Source organism: Actinomyces sp. oral taxon 171 str. F0337, assembly GCF_005696555.1.
GTDB lineage: Bacteria > Actinomycetota > Actinomycetes > Actinomycetales > Actinomycetaceae > Actinomyces > Actinomyces oris_E.
Map to the genome: position 1 here is coordinate 1494550 of NZ_CP040005.1, position 18846 is coordinate 1513395.

At 66.6% G+C, this 18846-nt stretch carries 16 protein-coding genes; 10 read left to right on the forward strand and 6 right to left on the reverse strand.

All coding sequences use genetic code 11. The features are described from left to right. Positions 1 to 9: 9 nt before the first annotated feature. The 5 genes from FBF36_RS06645 to zwf form a co-directional block, all read right to left on the reverse strand. Positions 10 to 447 (reverse strand): RNA-binding S4 domain-containing protein, encoded by a 438-nt coding sequence (locus FBF36_RS06645; protein WP_034493129.1) that lies wholly within the window; start codon positions 445 to 447, stop codon positions 10 to 12. Positions 448 to 469: 22 nt separating this feature from the next. Next, a complete protein-coding gene (locus tag FBF36_RS06650; RefSeq protein ID WP_009397715.1) occupies positions 470 to 1528 on the reverse strand; it encodes an HNH endonuclease family protein in 1059 nt (352 codons plus the stop codon). A gap of 79 nt (positions 1529 to 1607) precedes the next feature. Then, positions 1608 to 2402 (reverse strand): 6-phosphogluconolactonase, encoded by a 795-nt coding sequence (gene pgl, locus FBF36_RS06655; protein ID WP_009397714.1) that lies wholly within the window; start codon positions 2400 to 2402, stop codon positions 1608 to 1610. Further along, entirely contained in the window at positions 2395 to 3366 is a 972-nt protein-coding gene (locus tag FBF36_RS06660; RefSeq protein ID WP_009397713.1) for a glucose-6-phosphate dehydrogenase assembly protein OpcA, read from the reverse strand. Before FBF36_RS06660 ends, pgl begins: the two co-directional genes overlap by 8 nt. Continuing rightward, complete coding sequence (zwf, locus tag FBF36_RS06665) at positions 3363 to 4946, reverse strand: glucose-6-phosphate dehydrogenase (protein ID WP_034493126.1); 1584 nt, start codon at positions 4944 to 4946, stop codon at positions 3363 to 3365. Before zwf ends, FBF36_RS06660 begins: the two co-directional genes overlap by 4 nt. A 415-nt stretch (positions 4947 to 5361) precedes the next feature. Here zwf and gndA point away from each other — a divergent pair, with 415 nt between their 5' ends. The 7 genes from gndA (at position 5362) to FBF36_RS06700 (ending at position 13651) form a co-directional block, all read left to right on the forward strand. Further along, complete coding sequence (gene gndA / locus FBF36_RS06670; protein WP_009397710.1) at positions 5362 to 6837, forward strand: NADP-dependent phosphogluconate dehydrogenase; 1476 nt, start codon at positions 5362 to 5364, stop codon at positions 6835 to 6837. Positions 6838 to 6907: 70 nt separating this feature from the next. Further along, positions 6908 to 9607, forward strand: coding sequence for an aminopeptidase N (gene pepN, locus FBF36_RS06675; RefSeq protein ID WP_034493123.1), 2700 nt, complete (start codon positions 6908 to 6910; stop codon positions 9605 to 9607). Positions 9608 to 9864: 257 nt separating this feature from the next. Continuing rightward, a complete protein-coding gene (locus FBF36_RS06680) occupies positions 9865 to 10317 on the forward strand; it encodes an FHA domain-containing protein (RefSeq protein WP_009397707.1) in 453 nt (150 codons plus the stop codon). A gap of 110 nt (positions 10318 to 10427) precedes the next feature. Continuing rightward, the gene (locus FBF36_RS06685) at positions 10428 to 11078 is read left to right on the forward strand and encodes a MerR family transcriptional regulator (RefSeq protein ID WP_009397706.1); all 651 of its coding nucleotides are present in this window, start codon (positions 10428 to 10430) and stop codon (positions 11076 to 11078) included. 133 nt (positions 11079 to 11211) lie between these two features. Continuing rightward, a complete protein-coding gene (locus tag FBF36_RS06690; protein WP_009397705.1) occupies positions 11212 to 11685 on the forward strand; it encodes a hypothetical protein in 474 nt (157 codons plus the stop codon). A gap of 317 nt (positions 11686 to 12002) precedes the next feature. Further along, positions 12003 to 12530: a MerR family transcriptional regulator gene (locus tag FBF36_RS06695; RefSeq protein WP_009397704.1), complete on the forward strand. Its 528-nt coding sequence runs from the start codon at positions 12003 to 12005 to the stop codon at positions 12528 to 12530. Positions 12531 to 12691: 161 nt separating this feature from the next. Further along, a complete protein-coding gene (locus FBF36_RS06700) occupies positions 12692 to 13651 on the forward strand; it encodes an aldo/keto reductase (RefSeq protein ID WP_009397703.1) in 960 nt (319 codons plus the stop codon). A 23-nt stretch (positions 13652 to 13674) separates the two neighbouring features. Here the strand turns inward: FBF36_RS06700 and FBF36_RS06705 are convergent, their stop codons facing one another. Then, positions 13675 to 15276 carry an Hsp70 family protein gene (locus FBF36_RS06705; protein WP_009397702.1) on the reverse strand — a complete coding sequence of 534 codons (1602 nt, stop codon included), beginning with the start codon at positions 15274 to 15276 and terminating at the stop codon, positions 13675 to 13677. A 308-nt stretch (positions 15277 to 15584) separates the two neighbouring features. Between FBF36_RS06705 and FBF36_RS06710 the strand changes: the two genes are divergently transcribed. From FBF36_RS06710 to FBF36_RS06720, 3 genes are read left to right on the forward strand one after another with little or no spacing between them, the layout of a single operon-like run. Beyond that, positions 15585 to 16823: an inorganic phosphate transporter gene (locus FBF36_RS06710; RefSeq protein WP_009397701.1), complete on the forward strand. Its 1239-nt coding sequence runs from the start codon at positions 15585 to 15587 to the stop codon at positions 16821 to 16823. Then, positions 16820 to 17065: a hypothetical protein gene (locus FBF36_RS06715; RefSeq protein WP_009397700.1), complete on the forward strand. Its 246-nt coding sequence runs from the start codon at positions 16820 to 16822 to the stop codon at positions 17063 to 17065. The genes FBF36_RS06710 and FBF36_RS06715 overlap by 4 nt, the downstream gene beginning before the upstream one ends. A gap of 44 nt (positions 17066 to 17109) precedes the next feature. Continuing rightward, the gene (locus FBF36_RS06720) at positions 17110 to 18642 is read left to right on the forward strand and encodes a glycoside hydrolase family 32 protein (RefSeq protein ID WP_009397699.1); all 1533 of its coding nucleotides are present in this window, start codon (positions 17110 to 17112) and stop codon (positions 18640 to 18642) included. Positions 18643 to 18846: the final 204 nt, after the last annotated feature.

Sequence of the window (18846 nt, forward strand, 5' to 3'; positions counted from 1 at the left end):
CCCAGAACATCAGAAGCGGTCGTCCCGATGGCGGCCTCCTCCCATGAGGGCGTCGAGCTGACGTCGTTCCTTCTTCGTGGGCCGTCCCGCTCCGCGATCTCGGATGACGGCGGCCGGCGCATCCAGCGGAGACGGGCGAGGGGGAGAGGAGTCGATGTACGCGGTGCGGGCGATGGGCGCACCCACCCGTTTGGTGAGGATGCGAGTGACAGTCAGCAACCGGTCGAACCCGTCGACTCGGTAGCGGACCTCGTCACCCACCGCGACGTGCTGGGCGGGCTTGGCGGTCTCGCCGTTGATACGCACATGTCCCGCCTTGCAAGCGCTCGTCGCAGCCGAGCGGGACTTGATCTGTCGCACGCTCCACAGCCAGACGTCGATGCGAGCCGACGCCGGGCCACGTGGGGTGCTGTTGCCGTCGGATGCGGAACAAGGGTGCGTTGCCATGATGGCATCCTAAGCAAGAAGGTCAGTGACGTACCCTTCTATGACTTCGACGCCGTGAGGCTCTGCGCCATCGACGGCGCCCCCGAACGATGAGCCCCCAACCCAGCACCAGGGTGCCGAAGGCCGCGAGCGCCGCGTACCCAGGGCTGCGCCAGACAACGGAGCCGACCTCCTTCGCGGTACGAGTGGCCCGTTCCGGGAGGGAGTCAGTCCCGTCTCCACCGGCAAGACAGCTGTTCAAGGTGGTGTTCAGTGCCTCCTTATCGGCCTGGGGCAGACCGAGCCGGTAGGCGGCTGCCACTGAGACGAAACGACGCGCGTAGGTGCAGCGGTAGGAGGTGTTGGCCGGCCACCAGCCGCCTGGGCCGCTGGGTCGCCAGCTGCCGGTCTCGGTGGAGCCAACGGGGCAGCTCGCCGGGCCGCAGGCGCCCTTGGCCTGGTTGGCCTCGCCATCAACGGCGATGAGATTCAGGGGATCGTTGGCCACCAGCAGCCGTGTGCGCTCATCCCACTGCCAGGCTCCGTGGGCGTAGAGGTAGTTCAACGGCACGACATGGTCGATCTGGACGGCGGCTGAGGTGTCCTGACCACGTGTGAAGGTGATCCTTCTGCCGGTGTAGGGATCGTGAAGAATGCCAGCCCAGACGGTGGCGTCCGGGCACACGCCCGCGCCCCGGCCGCGCCCGTCCTCGCGGGGTTGAACGCCGTCATCACGTGAGAAGTCGGTGTCCGTCAGGTCTCGGGCCAGGATCTCGTTACGAGTGTCACAGCCGTCACCGTCGACGTCGGTCCACGCCTCACCGAACCAACCGGTGCGCGAACCTCCCTCTGCCCAGGACTGCGCGGCCGGAGCATCCTCAGGCAGCTCCGAAAGCGCCTCAAGAGAGGCGCTCGGGGACAGGATGAAGTCTCCTCTCTGGTCCCAGGGCGCCTCATGGAGGGCAGCGAGCTCAGTGGCCGCGGACTTCTGTGAGGGCTCCGGCGAGGTATCGGCATGGACGGGAAGTGCTGCTGTCATCCCCGAAGCACTGAGCGCACCGAGCACCGTGAGGCGCGTCAGGGTCCGGCCGGAAGCGTTCATGGGGCAACGGTAGCCTCACCCACCGACAGGAGCTGCCGGCTTCGTCGGCCCGTGATGCGGCAGCTCGACCGAATGGGACCTAAGCAGTCATCAGAGCGTTGGCCGGCTCATCCAGGTACCAGATGGTCTGCTTCCCCCGGCAGCACGACGCCGGCGCCTTGAGCACATCGGGGCTGCCCAGACCCAGACGTACCGCTTCGGCCTTACCTCCACCGCCGGCCACCACCATGACCCTGCCGGCACGCTGTAAGGCATCGAAGGTCAGAGAGTAGCGCTCGGAAGGCGGCTTGGGCGAGTTGCGCACAGCCACAGCAGGCACTCCCACTGCAAGTGCGGCCGGGTGCCCGGGAAAGAGCGAGCATACGTGGGCGTCAGGTCCCAGCCCCACGTGGACGACATCCAAGCCGCCGTGGGACAGCCCCGCCGACTCGAGTTCATGGGTCATGCGGGCTGTCGCCTCATCCAGACCACTGACCTCGTTCGGAGCAGCCAGCCGGTGCGTCTGAGACTCCCTGATGCCCGCGGCGATGAGGGGCGTGGCCAGCAGGTCGTTACGCTCCGGGTCGCCCACCGGGACGAAGCGCTCGTCACCGAACCACAGATGGATGGCGCGGCGCACCGGTTCAGGCTGGGCGGTGATGAGTGGCGCGAGGGCGTCAGCCAGTGCTATGCCCCCGGAACCACCTGTCAGCGCCAGGTGGGCGACTCCCCGAGCCGCCACCGCCTCGGCCAGAATTCGCATGGTGTCCTCACAGACCCTCTGAGCGGCGTCGCTCAGTGTCGGGACCACGACGACGGCTGGTGTCGCAGCAGCAGCTGCGGCCGACTGGATCTCAGCGATCGCCTGGGAGTGGGGTGCGCCGGTATCAGTCATTGACGGACTCCTCGAGCAGTGAGGCCAGGACCTCCTGGTAGACGAGGTCGGGGGTGAGCCGGCGCAGCTCCTCGTTGAGGGTGCTGATCGGCTCGCGCCGGGCCATCGTGACCACCTGGGGCTCGGGGGAGCCGGGGCGTGTGATCGTGACCCGCTCCAGGTCGTGGCGGGCGATGATGACCTCGCCGTCGTCGGTTCTGGCGGTGATGGAGGAGATGCCCTTGAAGCCCTCCTCATCGACTCGCGTGACCGGCACGTCCAGCCGCAGCCGCAGCCAGGCGCTCATAAGGCAGAGCGAGGAGTTCCTCGGCTCTCCGGCCACCACCACCTCCCGCAGCCCGCCCGCGCGCAGCAGCGGGTCCAGGGTGGAGGCCACCATGGCGCGCCACAGGGTGATGCGGGTCCAGGCCAGGTCGATGTCGCCGCGCACGCTCACCGGTGCCAGCTCTCGCAGCGCCCTGGCCGGGAAGACCTGCGCGGGAGTGTTGGTGATGCGCGTGGAGCCCAGGCGTCCCAAGGGGTCCTGCGAAGGGATCTCAGGGACGGTCGTCGGCCACCACACGACCACCGGAGCGTCGGGCAGGAGGAAAGGCACCACCAGCGTGTCGGTGTGCAGAGCCGCCTCATCCCAAGGCCTCAGGACCAGCGTCTCGCCGGCACCGGCATCGTGGCCGACACGGATCTCGGCGTCCAGGTGCCCTCCGGCCTGGGCCGAGACGTGTCCGTCGCGGCTGCGTGGGGTCTCTCGGCCGGTGGTGTCCTCCTCAGGTGGCTTGACGACGGCGATGATGCGGCTGGGATGATCCCGGCTGGCACCGTGCGCGGCGCACAGCGCATCCTCCAGACCCCCCTCGTCGGTGGAGATCACGAGCGTCAGCACCCGGGAGGAGCCGGAGGTTCCCTCGTGCTCAACCAGCCGGGAGACGATCCGGGAGGTGGTTGTCGCGGTCAGTGTGGTAATCATGAGCGCCTCCAGGTGCGGCCGTCGCGGGCAAGGAGATCGTGGGCACTGGCCGGTCCCCAGGAGCCGGGGCGATAGCCCTCAGGGCTCCCGCCGGCGCTCCAGTGCTCGATGACGGGGTCCAGGATGCGCCAGGACAGGTCGACCTCGCGCTGGTGGGGGAACAGTGGGGCGTCACCCAGGAGCGCATCGAGGATGAGGCGCTCGTAGGCCTCCGGCGACTCCTCGTTGAAGGTGGCCCCGTAGCCGAAGTCCATGGAGACGTCACGCAGTTCCATCTGGGTTCCGGGCACCTTGGACGCCAGCCGCAGCGTGATGCCCTCATCAGGCTGGATCCGCAGCACGATCGTGTTGGCACCCACGGCAGTGGTGGCCGCCGACTCAAACGGAAGGAATGGCGGCTGCTTGAAAACGATGGCGACCTCAGTGACCCGGCGGGTCAGGCGCTTACCGGCGCGCAGGTAGAACGGCACGCCGGCCCAGCGGCGGTTGGCGATCTCCAGGCGCAGAGCGGCAAAGGTCTCGGTGCGGGAGTCGGCGGCGACGCCGTCCTCCTCCAGGTAGCCCCGCACTGGCAGACCTCCCTGGAAGCCGGCCTCGTACCGGCCGCGGGCAGTGGTGAGGTCCAGGTCCAGGACCCCGTCGCGCTCCAGGCGCACGCAGTCGAGCACCTTCTCCTTCTCCAGGCGTACCGCGGCCGCCTCCATGCTGGTGGGCTCCTCCATGGCGGTCAGTGCCAGGAGCTGGAGCAGGTGGTTCTGGATGACGTCGCGCGCCGAGCCGATCGTGTCGTAGTAGCCGGCCCGGGTACCGATACCGATGTCCTCGGCCATGGTGATCTGGACGTGATCGACGTAGCGCTGATTCCACAGCGGCTCGAACATCGTGTTGGCAAATCTCAGCGCCAGGATGTTCTGCACCGTCTCCTTGCCCAGGTAGTGGTCGACCCGGAAGACGTCGTCGGGGCGCACGATGCGTCCCACGAGGGCATCGAGCTCCCTGGCGCTGGAGCGGTTGTGTCCGAAGGGCTTCTCGATGACGACGCGGCGCCAGGCGTCGGCCGACTCCTCCACGAGCCCGGAGCGGGCGATGCGCTCAGTCACGGCCGGGAACCATCCCGGAGGGATCGACAGGTAGAAGGCGCGGTTGCCGCGCGTGCCCCGGGTGGTGTCCAGGTCATCCACCACGCGAGTGAGCTCGTCGTAGGCGGCGTCGTCCTCAAAGGAGCTGAACTCCACGAAGCGCATCCCCGCTGCCAGCTGCTCCCAGATAGCGGGACGCCATGGGGTGCGGGCACCCGCCCGAGCCGATTCCTCCACGTAGCCGCGCAGGTCGTCGTCGGACCAGGAGCGTCGGCCGACGCCCACCAGGGAGAAGCTGGGGGAGAGCAGGCCGCGGTTGGCCAGGTCGTAGATGGCGGGCAGGAGCTTGTTGCGGGCCAGATCACCAGTGATGCCGAACATCACCAGAACGCAGGGGTCCGCGATACGCGGAAGGCGAAGGTCGCGGGCGTCGAGAAGCGGGTTGGTCGCCCGCGTGGGTCTCGACGACGGAAACGGAGTCGCGGAGTCGGAGCTGGACACGTCAGCCTTTCTGAGGATCGACGATCGGCGGACCAGGCGCCACCAGCGTACCGTCGGCGCACTGCGGCGGTCTGACAGAGACCTGGCCAGGGTCACCGCACCGGCTCGAGGAACCGTACTGGCCGCACCGGTGCACTCTAGCGCCCCCGGGAGTGGCTCACCTGGCAGGGACAGGCATACCGTGAGCCGTCACATGTCATTCGGGGCACGTCTGAACCACGGACGCTCCTCGTGCACGAGGGCTGGACGCGATAGGGTCGCCGAGGTTGACAGGTACCGGTGGGTACTCGTCGGTGTCGTGAACCGGACTGCCGACACACCGTTGTCGTCTCGCAGAGCGCAACCAGTATCGTCCGCCGTCAAGGCTTGGAACCGCAGCGCCGTCATAGGAGCTGTGGCACAGGAAAGGACTTCCATGAGCAGCTTCATCCCCGCACCGGCCACAGCCGATCTCGGTGTCCTCGGGCTGGGGGTGATGGGAGCGAACCTCGCCCGTAACCTGGCTCGTCATGGTCACGCGGTCGCCGTCTTCAACCGCACGCTGGCCCGCACCGAGAGGCTCATCGAACGCTACGGCTCTGAGGGCGACTTCGTGCCCGCGGCCGATCTGAAGGACTTCGTGACATCGCTGCGTACCCCCCGCGTGGCCATCATCATGGTCCAGGCCGGAGCGGCCACAGAGGCGGTCATCGAGGAGCTCGCCGCCCTCATGGAGCCCGGTGACATCATCGTCGATGCCGGCAACACGCTCTACACCGACACCCGGCGCCGTGAGGTCTCTCTGCGTGAGCGCGGCCTGCACTTCGTGGGCATGGGTGTCTCCGGCGGCGAGGAGGGGGCGCTGAACGGCCCGTCGATCATGCCCGGCGGCACCGCAGAATCCTACAACCGTCTGGGGCCGATGCTGGAGTCCATCTCGGCCCATGTCGACGGTACGCCGTGCTGCACTCACGTCGGTCCTGACGGCGCCGGCCACTTCGTCAAGATGGTCCACAACGGCATCGAGTACGCCGACATGCAGCTCATCGCCGAGGCCTACGACCTGCTGCGCCACGTCGGCGGGTTCACCGTGGAGGAGATCGCCGAGGTCTTCCGCTCCTGGAAGGACTCCGAGCTCGACTCCTACCTCATCGACATCACCACCGAGGTTCTGTCTCACACCGATGCCGCCACAGGTGAGGCCTTCGTCGATGTCGTCGTCGACGCGGCCGGTCAGAAGGGCACCGGAGTGTGGACCACCCAGACGGCCCTCGATCTGGGTGTGGCCGTGCCTGCCATCGCTGAGGCCACCTTCGCACGCGCGGTCTCCTCGTCCAGCTCGGCGCGGGCCGCGGTCCAGGCCGCCGATATCGCTCCGGGGACCACGGAGGCGACCCTGACCGGCTCCGAGGAGCGACGCGCCTTCGTCGACGCCGTCAGGCAGGCCCTCTACGGCTCCAAGATCGCCGCCTACGCCCAGGGCTTCGACGAGATCGCCACCGCCTCGAAGCAGTTCGGCTGGAACATCGACCTGGGCGCCATGGCACGCATCTGGCGAGGCGGCTGCATCATCCGTGCCCGCTTCCTGGATGACATCACCCGCGCCTACGACGAGAACCCGGCTCTGGCCAGTCTTCTCACGGCGCCGGTCTTCGCCTCCTCCCTGGCGAGTGTGCTGCCCGCCTGGCGCCAGGTCGTGGCCACCTCCGCCACGACCGGTGTTCCCGCCCCGGCCTTCGCCTCCTCCCTGGCCTACGTCGACCAGCTGCGCTCACGGCGCCTGCCTGCAGCCCTCATTCAGGGACAGCGCGACTTCTTCGGCTCGCACACCTACCACCGCACTGACGACGTCGAGGGTGTCTACCACACCCTGTGGGCCACGCCCGAGCGCACCGAGGAGAAGTGGGACTGAGACCCGATGAGGCCTGGTGCCGGCCTCGTGGAGGCCTCGGCCATGACCGCATGGCGCTAGATTCTGGCGCATGACGACCACCGCGCCCGCCCGTTCAGACAGCCCCACGAACCTGCGTCACGAGGAGGTCTCCTGGCGATCCGCAGTGTGCCGGGTGCCATCCAGCCATGTGGCTGTTGACGTCACCGGGGCCACCGTGCGTCACGAGGCCGCCTTCGGCGTGCGTTGCCTGATGCTCCTGGACATCAGGCAACGCGCCGAAGGCCTCTGGGTGGACTTCGTGGGGCAGGCGGTCGACTCTCTCAGCGTCGATGGGCAACCGGTCCCGGTGGCCTGGGACGGGGCCCGTATCGACCTGCCCGTCCTCGCCCCGGGCGAGCACACGGTGGAGATTGCGGCGCGTGGCCTCTACTCCAACTCGGGTCAGGGGCTGCATCGCTTCCATGACCCGGTCGACGGCGCCACCTACCTCTACACCCACTTCGAGCCCTCCGACGCGCGACGGGCCTGGCCGGTCATGGAGCAGCCGGACATCAAGACCCGCTTCTCGTTGGAAGTCACTCACCCACGCGGCTGGACGGTCATGTCCAACACCCGGCCGCAAGCAGATGCATCGAGCCGCCCTGCCCCGACCGGCACCGACTCCGGCTGCGAGGTGACATCCTTCGCCGCCTCCGCACCCCTGCCCAGCTACCTCACCGCGCTGACCGCCGGTCCCTGGCACCGAGTGACCGGGCAATGGACGTCTCCGAGCCGTCCGGGCCTGACGATTCCCCTGTCCTGGTCCTGCCGCGCCAGCCTGGCCGAGCACCTCGACGCCACCGAGCTCCTCGATCTGACCCGCGCCGGCCTGGACCTCTACGACCGTGCCTACGACTACGGATTCCCCTGGGACTCCTACGACAGTGTGCTCGTCCCGGAGTACAACCTCGGAGCCATGGAGAACCCGGGCTGCGTCACCTTCAACGAGGACCTCTACCTCTTCCGGGGGCCGGTCACCCGCTCCCAGAGGGCCGGACGCGCCAACACGATCCTCCACGAGATGTGTCACATGTGGTTCGGTGACCTCGTGACTCCCACCTGGTGGGAGGACACCTGGCTCAAGGAGTCATTCGCCGATCACCAGGGCACCTGGGCCGAGGCCGAGGCAGCCGGTTACACCGAGGCCTGGGTGAGCTTCGCCTCCACCCGTAAGGCCTGGGCCTACCTGGAGGACTCCCGGCCGGCCACCACCCACCCCATCGTCGCGCAGGTCGACGACGTCGAGGCCGCCCGGCAGGCCTTCGACGGCATCACCTACGCCAAGGGGGCCGCCGTCCTCAAGCAGCTCGTCGCCCACGTCGGCCAGGACACCTTCCTGAAGGCCGCGGGGCTCCTCTTCGAGCGCAGGGCCTACGGCAACGCCTCCCTGGACGACTTCCTGCGTGTGCTCTCCCAGGTCTCGGGCCGCGACATGCACGACTGGGCCCGCGCCTGGCTCCACACCGCAGGCCCCTCGGTCATCACCGACGAGCTGGCCGTTCAGGAGGGGCGGCTCGTCTCCCTGACCCTGAGGCAGGAGGGAACCGACCCGGTGACCGGGCAGAGCGTGCTGCGTCCGCACACGCTCGTTGTCGGCCTCTACTCCTTCGACGGAGACGGTGCACTGGTGCGCACCCACAGGCTGCCGGTTGCGCTGGAGACCGAGAGTGTCGACGTCGCCGAGGCCGTGGGGCTGCCCGCTCCCGATCTCGTGGTTGTCAACGACGAGGACCTCACCTACGCCGTCGTGCGCCCCGACGACGCCTCGCTGGCCTGTCTGACCACCTCGCTCAGCTCGCTGCGCGACCCCATGGCGCGGTCCCTGGCCTGGTCGATGCTGCACAATCTTGTGCGTGACGCGGTCATCGATGCAGCACTGTTCGTCCAGTCCGTTCTCGCGCACGCCGACGATGACACCGAGCCGAGCACCCTGACCGCACTGCTGAACCAGGCGCTACGAGTCGCCTGCAGATATGCCGATCCGCACATGCGTCGTGCGCTCCTGGAACGCCTCCTGGCCGATGACTCGACCGAGTCCTCGAAAGAGAAGGAACCGGCGGTCCTGTACGGTGGGTGGGGCAGGCTCCGTGCAGCCGCACCGGGCTCCGACGCGCAGATCGTGCGTGCCCGCGCCTGGCTGGAGGCCGCAGGACAGGCTCGGCTGCTCGGTGAGGCAAGGAGCACCCAGATGGCCGCCCGTGTCCGAGAGATCCTGAGTGGCGCTCTGCCCGGCCTGGAGCTGGACGCCGACATGAGGTGGCGGGCCATGACCGCCTTGGCCCGGCTGGACGCCGTCAGTACCGACGAGCTCGATGCAGAGCGGAAGGGGGACCCGACGGCCAGTGGCATCACCCATCACCTGAGGGCCTCCACCTCGATGCCCCGCCAGGACCTCAAGGCCGAGGTTTTCGACCGGCTCCTGACGGAGACCGCCTTGAGCAACGAGCACATCGATGCCCTTGTCGCGGGCTTCGGCGTCGACGCTCACCGGGATCTGACCGCGGCTTTCACCTCCCGCTACCTTCAGGAGCTTCAAGGGCTGTGGTCCGGGCATGGCCAGGAGATCGCCACCCGGTTGGTTGTCGGGCTCTTCCCCGCCTGCGGGGACGAGTCGGATGCCCAATCGGTCGAGGACTGGCTCGCGAAGCACCCCGAGGCCCCGTCGGCCCTGCGCCGACTCATCCTCAAGAGCCTTGACGACCTGAGACGTGCTCTGACCGCTCGACGAACAGGCTCAGCAGATCTCTGAGGACTCAGACCATCTCCGCGTCTGTGAGACCTTTGTCCTAGCCTGACCAACATCAATGAGGGGTCGTGACCTGTTTGAGACCTTCATTCGGTGCTCCCGCTCGCCTTGAGGGCATCGTTGGGGGCGTGTAGCGGGTATGCTCCTCGTCAATCGTGGAGAGCCACGTCGTGGTGTTGACTCGACGGCGGTGCAACGAACGGTATGGTGGTTCCTGAGGCGGCGCACCGGGCGCCGCAACGAACCGAGGGGCAGGAATAATGTCGAGCAGGCCGATCGAGCAGGATCCCTCCTCCACACAGACCTTTGGAGTCGTCGACGTCGCCAACTCAGTCGACTCCCCGGTGGTGGGGCTGAGCCAGCAGGACGCCGCCGCGATCGCTGCCCTGCCGTCGGGAACGGCGCTTCTTCTTGTCCACCACGGGCCGACGACCGGCGCGCGGTTCCTCCTGGATGCTGAGGAGACGACCGTGGGGCGCCACCCGCGCGCCGATATCTTCCTCGACGACGTCACCGTCTCCAGGAAGCACGCGGTCTTCTCGTCCTTGCCCGATGGTGGGTACGGTGTCCGTGACTCCGGTTCGCTCAATGGAACGTACGTCAATCGTACGCGCGTGGAGCAGGTGGCTCTTCGCTCCGGTGACGAGGTCCAGATCGGCAAGTACCGGATGACCTACCACCCCGGTCCCCAGGGCGGAGCCGCGTCTCGGTGAACGCTGCAACCGCACGAAGCAAGAAGCGAGATACCCCCTCCTCCTTGCTTGAGGCCTCTGAGCGCCCGGCAGGCGAGACCTGGCCGCGCGGCATCTCTCGAGAGCCTGTGATGAAGATCGGGCAGGTGGTGGATCTCCTCAAGGTGGAGTTCCCGGCCCTGTCGATCTCAAAGGTGCGCTATCTCGAGGGCGAGGGGCTCATCAGTCCTCACCGTGTCGGCAACGGGTACCGTCGCTACTCGCAGGCGGACCTGGAGCGGCTGCGCTACGCCTTGGCGGTGCAGCGCGACGAGTACCTCCCGTTGCACGTCATCCGTGACCGTCTCGCGCGGCTGGACGCCGACGTTGAGGCCCCCGCTCCGCAGCCTGTTGCTCGGGTAGTCGCCCGTGATGGTCAGATCGTCGACAACGGCCCCATGGACCTGGAGGCTCTCCTGGTCCATTCCGGTGCCAGTGAGTCTCAGATCGAGGAGCTCGTCGCCGTTGGACTCATCAGCCCGGACGTCCGTGGACGTTACAGTCAGCAGAACCTGAGAACCGTGCGTCTGGCCATGGAGATCACCCGCAAGGGAGTACCGCTGCGCAATCTGCGCGCGGTGCGTGCCTCGGCTGAGCGGGAGGCGGACACGATCGACCAGGCGGTGGCTCCACGCCGGTCGCGGTCGCGTAGTGCCGGCGAGGAGACGGCCCGGGAGCTGGCCGAGCTCGTCGCGGACCTGCACACCATTCTGCTGCGTCGCGCCGTTGACGCACTGGGCTGAGAGGGTGAGTGCACACGCGCCCGGTCGGCGGTCGTTCGGCCGGGCTTTTTGTACCGACAAAGGTCAGCGTGCATCGCGTGCGTGTTCCCAGGACAGGGGTGACTGCCTCCCGTAGGGTTGGAACGTGCCATTGATGCAGTTGGTGGGTGTCAGATCCACCGATCCTGATGACGGCTTGGTCGCCGTCCTCGTCGAGGACGGCGGGCCGGCAATGCTGGCCATTCCGGTCACGGCGCACGAGGGGCTGGTTCTGCAGGCTCACGGCTCGCACAGGTCGCCGTCGTGGCCCCGGCTTCTCGATGATCTCGTCGAGGCGTTGGGTGGCCGTATCGGCCGCACTGAGCTCGACGTCGACGATGATGCGCGCATCGTCGCCAGGCTCATCGTTGAGACTCCTGCCTGTGCGAGCCAGGTGATGACGGTTGCCTGCACTCCGGGGGAGGGGTTGCTTCTGAGTGGTTACCACCGGTTCCCGGTACACGCCAGCAGCTCGCTGACGCGCCTGAGGGCTGTTGATCTCAGTGACGACCACGGCGTGGAGCGGCTTGCGCAGTGGCAGCGCATGTTGTCGGAGACTGATGGTCTGGCTGACGACACGCGGGACTGATGTGACTCGTGTGACTAATGTTGTGATCTATAGCACTTTTTATCACTGATGTGTCGTCGGTGCACCGGCTCCATCGCAGGCAATTGTCGGCGCTGAGGTGGTGACTGTTGACCTCAGCTAGAGATTCATGTCTGACGGCACACCGAGATGGGGCGTGCCCTTCGTTGAGCATCGCCTCAACTGGCCCTATCGTGGAGCCGTGGCCGCATGAGGCTGGCCGCCGCACCAGTTTCAGGTGTGTGTTCTTCCGGTGACAGGAGCAGGTCGTGAGCATGAATGAAGCCAGTGCGATAGCAAGGCCTCAGCGTACTCAGGGCATGCTGTTCGGTGACCCGCTGCCTCAGCTCGATGCGGACTCGGGCTACCGAGGGCCGGTTGCCTGCCGCGCTGCCGGTATCACGTATCGTCAGCTCGACTACTGGGCGCGTACCGGACTGGTCGAGCCGTCGATTCGAAGCGCCAAGGGATCGGGCTCCCAGCGCCTCTACTCCTTCCGTGACATCCTGGTCCTCAAGGTTGTCAAGCGCCTCCTGGACACCGGGGTCTCGCTGCAGCAGATCCGTACGGCCGTTAGCGCCCTCCACTCCCGCGGTGTCGAGGACCTGGCTTCCATCACCCTCATGAGCGACGGCGCCTCGGTCTACGAGTGCACCTCGGCCGACGAGGTCGTTGACCTGGTCGCAGGCGGCCAGGGTGTCTTCGGTATCGCCGTGGGGCGGGTATGGCACGAGGTTGAGGGGGCGCTGGCGGATCTGCCCGTCGATCATGCCCAGGCGCTCGGGACGCCGCTGGTCGAGGATGAGCTGGCCAAGCGTCGCGCCGCCAAGCGGCAGCAGGCCATCTGAGCGCCGCGAGGCGCGCACCATCAGACCGCTTGTTCGCTGAGGCTGGAACCGTGGAGGCGGTTCCAGCCTCACACGTATTCTGGCTCCGTTGGTCCGACTCGTGACAGGGCGAATGCCGCTGCAGTGCAGCTCCCGGCGGCGCTCTCAGACTAGGAGGCAAGATGACTGGATCTCCAACCCGTACCCTGGCCGACCTGCAGATCAGCCCCATCGGGCTGGGAGGCAACGTCTTCGGCTGGACGGCCGATGAAGCGACCTCCTTCGAGGTGCTGGACGCTTACGTGGACGGTGGTGGGAACCTCGTTGACACTGCTGACGGATACTCCTACTGGGCTCCGGGGAACTCAGGAGGCGAGTCGGAGACCGTTATCGGTGCTTGGCTCGCCTCGCGTCCGGTCCGTGAGCGCGTGGTTCTAGCCACGAAGGTCTCCACCAAGCCTGACCGTGCAGGTCTGAGCGCAGACAACATCCACCGGGCGCTGGAGGAGTCGCTATCGCGTCTGCGCACCGAGGTCATTGATATCTACTACGCCCACTTCGACGATGAGTCCACTCCGATGGAGGAGACAGTCGCCGCATTTGAGGATGCCCGCCTTGCAGGCAGGATCCGGCATGTGGGGTTGTCCAACTACACGCCCGAGCGCATCCGGCAGTGGTTCGCCATCGCCGACTCCCAGGGGAGCGCCCGACCCATCGTCCTTCAGCCCCACTACAACCTTCTCCACCGCGATGACGTCGAAGGCCCTGGCGCCAGGGGACAGGTGGCGGCCGAGCTCGGCATGGGGCTCATGCCCTACTTCGCTCTGGCGGCCGGTTTCCTCACGGGAAAGTACCGCCGAGATGAGACGATCGACGGCGACCGGGCTGGAATGGTTGCCGACTATCAGCGGCCGGAGTGCTATGACGTCGTTGAAACCGTCGTCAGGGTGGCGGCGGATCACGGGGTGGAGCCCGCAGCCGTGGCGCTGGCCTGGCTGCGTGATCGTCCCGGTGTCACTGCTCCGTTGGCGTCGGCGCGCAATCTGAGCCAGCTGCGGCCGATCATGGATGCTCTGGACCTCGAGATCAGTGACGATGAGGCCCGAGCTCTCACCCGGGTCTCCGATGCCGCGCGGTCCTGACCCGCTGTGGGGGCCGCCGGCACCTACTGGGTACGCCTGCCCAGAACGTAACGGCGGCTGTATCCGTCGGTGAGGTCGGTGATGGTGACGCGAACCAGACCTGCCTCATCGACGCGGTAGTGCTCCTGGATCCGCGGACCGTGATCGCGCCGTTCCACCGAGTAGGTTCTCAGCTCCTGGTCGTCGACGTTCCGAAGTGAGGACTCGAAGGGGAAGACGATGTCCTGGTAGGGAGCGATCTCGCCGCGAGGCTCGCCGCCCTCGTCGACACCGGCGCACTCCACGAAGCGGTACCAGCCAATGTTGTGCGCCGCATCGTACTCGCGGGTCAGTACCGTTCCCTCCCGACCACCGGGTGAGGCCTGGACGGACTCGGGGCTGAGGAGCGCGTCGAAGGTGAGGCGGTGCCCGCCGTCGGCCTCGCGGAAGACGCCGAAACCCCGCGAGAGCCGGTCGGTGAGGTCGTAGTCGCTGGTGCGGTCCGCCGCGATCGCCAGGCCGATGGCGGTGGAGGCCCCCGGGTAGGGGGAGCGGTGAACCCGACGACCGAAGCGCTCCCGCAGGAGCCGGGGCACCAGCGGCAGACCGGAAGCGCCGCCGACCAGGTAGACGCCCGCGATGTCGGTCAGGTCCGGGCTCCCGTCATCCAGCCTGCCGACCAGAGGCGCCATCGTGCCCAAGGACCGCTCAATGAGCGGTGTGCAGGTCTGGTACAGGTCGGCCACAGGCAGGACGACGTCCTGACCCCTCAGGATGACGAGCACCCGTCGGCTCTGAGGAGTGAGGTGCTCCTTGGCGTCCCGGCACTGATCCAGCAGATCGTCGAGCTCGGTGGCGGAGAGGTCCTCCTCGGTGATACCCGCCCTGCTCAGGGCCATTGTGGCCATGAGCAGATCGACGTCGTCCCCGCCGAGGTCTCCTAGGCCGTGAGAGGCCAGCACCTCGTGAGAAGTGCCGACGACGTCGACCAGTGAGGTGTCGAAGGTGCCGCCGCCCAGGTCGTAGACCAGGACCCGGGTACGTCTGGAGGAGACGGTGGTCGCCTTGCGGTGCGTGTACTCGAAGCCGGCTGCACTGGGCTCGTTGAGCATCGCGGCGACACGGAAACCGGCCTGCTGGAAGGCCTCAAGAGTCAGGAGGCGTTGAGCCCCGTAGGCGTGTGCGGGTACGGCGACAACCACTCGGGCGCGTGCGATGTCAATGCCCCGCTCAGTGAGCTCGGCTTCAAGGTGACGCAGGTAGCTGGTGAGAACCTCCAAAACGGAGAAGGTCTGGTCTCCCAGCCGTACCGGTGTCGAGGCCGTCAAGGTGGGGGAGGCCAGAACTCGTTTGAGACTGCGCAGCAACGGAGCCCCCTGGTGAGCGGCCTGCCTGGCAGCGAAGCCATGGATGAGCACGCCTTCGTGCAGTGCTGTCAGTGAGGGGATGAAGTCGTGCTCGTCGCCATGCTCGTCGGTGAAGCTGATAACGGGGTAGTTCCCCCGATCAGCGCGTGCGACGACGGTGCGTGTCGTCCCCAGGTCGATGCCCAGATCGATGTCCGTTGCCGACTCGGAGTCGATCCCCTGATCGGGGAGGGTGCCGCTGCCAATGCCGTCCAGGCTCTTCATGGTGTCCGCTGCCATACGGTGACCCTATCGTGACGGGCCCCTCTTTCTGGGGTAAGCCACCATGTCAAGAGGTACTTGTGGAACGTGACAATTGGCTCAGCGGCTTCGTCCCAAAGATGGGACGAAAGACCGTGTTGCTGGGGAGCGGTCATGATGCGCTTATGAGGCGCCGGGAACCGGCGAGAGGCTTGTATGCGATTGGTTAGGCAGCAGGGGGGTCGGCGGGTAACAATACTGGTGGGTTGCGCTCACGCGACCCGCGCCTCCACGGCCGCCTGCGAGGGCAGTCGAGAGGGTTACCCACATCTCCCATCGGGAACGGTATGAGCACCATTCTCTTCCTCGTGATCGTTGTCGTCGTGACGGCCCTCGTCTTCGACTTCACGAACGGTTTCCACGACTCGTCCAATGCGATGGCGACGTCGGTGGCGACAGGCGCCTTCACACCCAGAAAAGCGGTTCTGGTCGCCGCCGTGCTCAACGTGATCGGCGCTTGCCTGTCGACAGAGGTCTCCAAGACGATCTCTCATGGGATGTTCGATGACACGGTGATCGAGGCGGCGCCGGCCATGATCTTCGCGGGTCTGGCCGGCGCCATCCTGTGGAACCTGGCGACCTGGTTGTTCGGACTGCCGTCGTCGTCGTCCCATGCGCTGTTCGGAGGACTCATCGGAGCGGTCGTGGTGGCGGCCGGGGTCCAGGGAGTCCATTGGGGGACAGTGATCTCCAAGATCATTCTGCCCGCCGTCATCGCACCGGTTGTGGCCGGGGTGGCGGCCGCACTGGCCACAGCGCTGGCCTACCGCATCGCGCATCCGACCAATCCGTACTCCGAGAGGCTCTTCCGCAACAGTCAGCGGGTCACCGCATCGCTGGTGGCTCTGTCCCATGGCACGTCTGATGGGCAGAAGACCATGGGGGTCATTACGCTGGTGCTTGTGGCCGGCGGCTACCAGGAGGCCGGTACTGGACCCCACTGGTGGGTCATCGCCGCAGCGGGCCTTGCCATCGGTCTGGGCACCTATTCGGGCGGGTGGCGCATCATGCGCACCATGGGGCGTGGACTGGTGCATGTCGAGGCGCCTCAGGGCTTCGCCTCCGAAACCGCCTCGACGGTGGCGATCCTGGCCTCCTCCCATCTGGGTTTTGCGCTGTCCACCACCCATATCTGCACCGGGTCGATCCTGGGCTCAGGGATCGGCCGAGGCACCAAGGTGTCCTGGAGGACTGCCGGCAAGATGGGGATCGCCTGGCTGGTGACGCTTCCGTGCTCAGGTCTGGTGGGGGCCGCCACGTCCTATGTCGCAGTCAAGGGCGGGGTGCCGGGGACGATCGCCGTCATCTGTCTGCTCATCCTCGGAGCTTTGGCGATCATCCGGCAGGCGGGGCACAACCGGGTGGATTTCTCCAACGTCAATGACGCCTCCGAGGTCGTCGTCGTCAAGCAGGATCCGGAGCTGGGACGTGAACCGTTGACGCTGGACGAGGTGCGTTCCGAGATCGTCAACGGCGCGACGGACGAGGACAGCACACGTAGGATGACGACAGGATCCATGGCATGACCGGTATGGTGATCGACTGGGGCTCACTGTGGCTGGTGGCGTCACTGACGGTACTGGGTACCGTCTTCATCCTCACCATCTGCTCGCTGGCGGCTCGCATGCTGGCCACCGTGCACGCCAAGCATGAGGCCGGCGAGGTCGAGGGGGCGCGCCTGGCCCAGGTTCTTGCAGGTGTTTTCATCGCCATTGCCGCCGTGATCGCATTGTTCGGTCTGTGGCTCATCGTCCCTTACTTCCACTGATGAACTATTCCAGCACACAACAGTGGTCCTGCTAACATCCGATCGTGACTGAGGACCTCAAGGACCTGGCCCTGGATGCGATTGCTGCTTCTGCGGCGGCCGACGACCCGGACTATCCGCGCTTCCACGTCGTCCCACCGGTGGGGCGACTCAACGATCCCAATGGGCTGCTCGTCGACGGCGACACCTACCACGCCTTCTACCAGTTCAGTCCCTTCCATCCTCACCGCAAGCTGGTCTACTGGGGGCACTCCTCCTCGACAGACCTGCTGCACTGGCGCCACCATGCGCCCGCCGTCATTCCGGACTCCTCCTACGACTGCTCGGGGGCCTACTCCGGCAACGCGATCGTGCTGGAGGGGACCGAGCTCGACGGCGCAGCCGCTCAGGTCCCCTACCATCTCTTCTACACCGGGAACCTCAAGGACCCGGTCACCGACGAGCGCACCGCCAGCCAGTGCCTGGTGACCAGTGGCGACCTGACCGACTTCATCAAGTGGCCCGGCAACCCCCTCATCCCCACCCACGCCGAGGGCTACACGGTCCACTACCGCGACCCGCAGGTCTTCCGGGATCCTGACCGGCCGGGGGAGTACCGAATGCTCATCGGGGTCCAGCGCGCCGACGAGACTGGTGCCGCAGTCCTGTACCGTTCCCGGAACCTGGTCTCCTGGGAGCTTGAGGGAGAGCTGAGATTTCCCGGAGCAGGAGGCGCCTTCGACTCCTTCGGGTACATGTGGGAGTGCCCCGGCCTGGTGCGACTGAAGGACGAGGACACCGGTGAGGACTGGGACGTTCTCTTCTGGTGCCCGCAGGGCATCGAGCCTGATCGGGAGGGCTTTGAGAACATCTTCCCCTGCGTCTACACGGTGGGTCACCTCGTGGGTACTGAGCTGCGAGGGACTGGCGGGGTCTTCTACGAGGTCGACCGGGGCTTCGAGTTCTACGCCCCTCAAATCTTCGCCCGGCGCCCCTCCGAATCGGGGCCGGTGCTGCTGACCGGGTGGGCGGGCAACGCCTCGGAGGACGACCAGCCCTCCATCGAGACCGGACAGTGGGTCCATGCCCTCAACCTTCCTCGGATGCTGAGTCTCAAGGCCGGCCGACTCATCCAGCGCCCTGCTGCCTCGCTCCCGTATGACGCCGGTGACCCCACTGTCGCGGGTGAGTGCTTGAAGGCGGGCAGCTATAAGGTCGACAACCTGAACGGGCACCGAAGCTGGCAGCTGCGCCTGGAGGCGGATGCTGAGCGGACCACGGGACCATGGGGAGTGCGGATCGGTTCGGATGCCTCGCACGTGGACATCACCCTGGACGAGCAGGTGCTCCGGGTGGATCGCTCCACCTCCCGCTATACCCAGCACGGTTCCATGCGTGCAGTGACACTTCCTGAAGGATGTGAGCCGGTGCTGGAGATCATTCACGACCGCTCGCTGACCGAGGTCTTCGTTGGCGACGGGGCGCTGGTCCTCACACTGCGCAGCTTCGTCGACATCAACAGCTCGGGAACGCGGCTGATGGTGGAGGGGAGCCTCGCGCTGACAACCGGCAGCACGAGGACTTTCATGCCGTCCTGAATTCTTCTCAACCTCGCGCCATGACAGAAGCAAAAGGCTCCTGAGCAGGGCGAGGACAGGAAATTGACCAGGCCCCTCTCTCCGGTTGCAGGGTGCTCTAACTCACTGTAATGTGACTATCGATTGACACAGGTGTGGCCGCAGGGAGTCAGCGATGTTCCCGACCGATGGGTCTCCCCGCCCTCTCAGGTGCTGCGGTCCCAT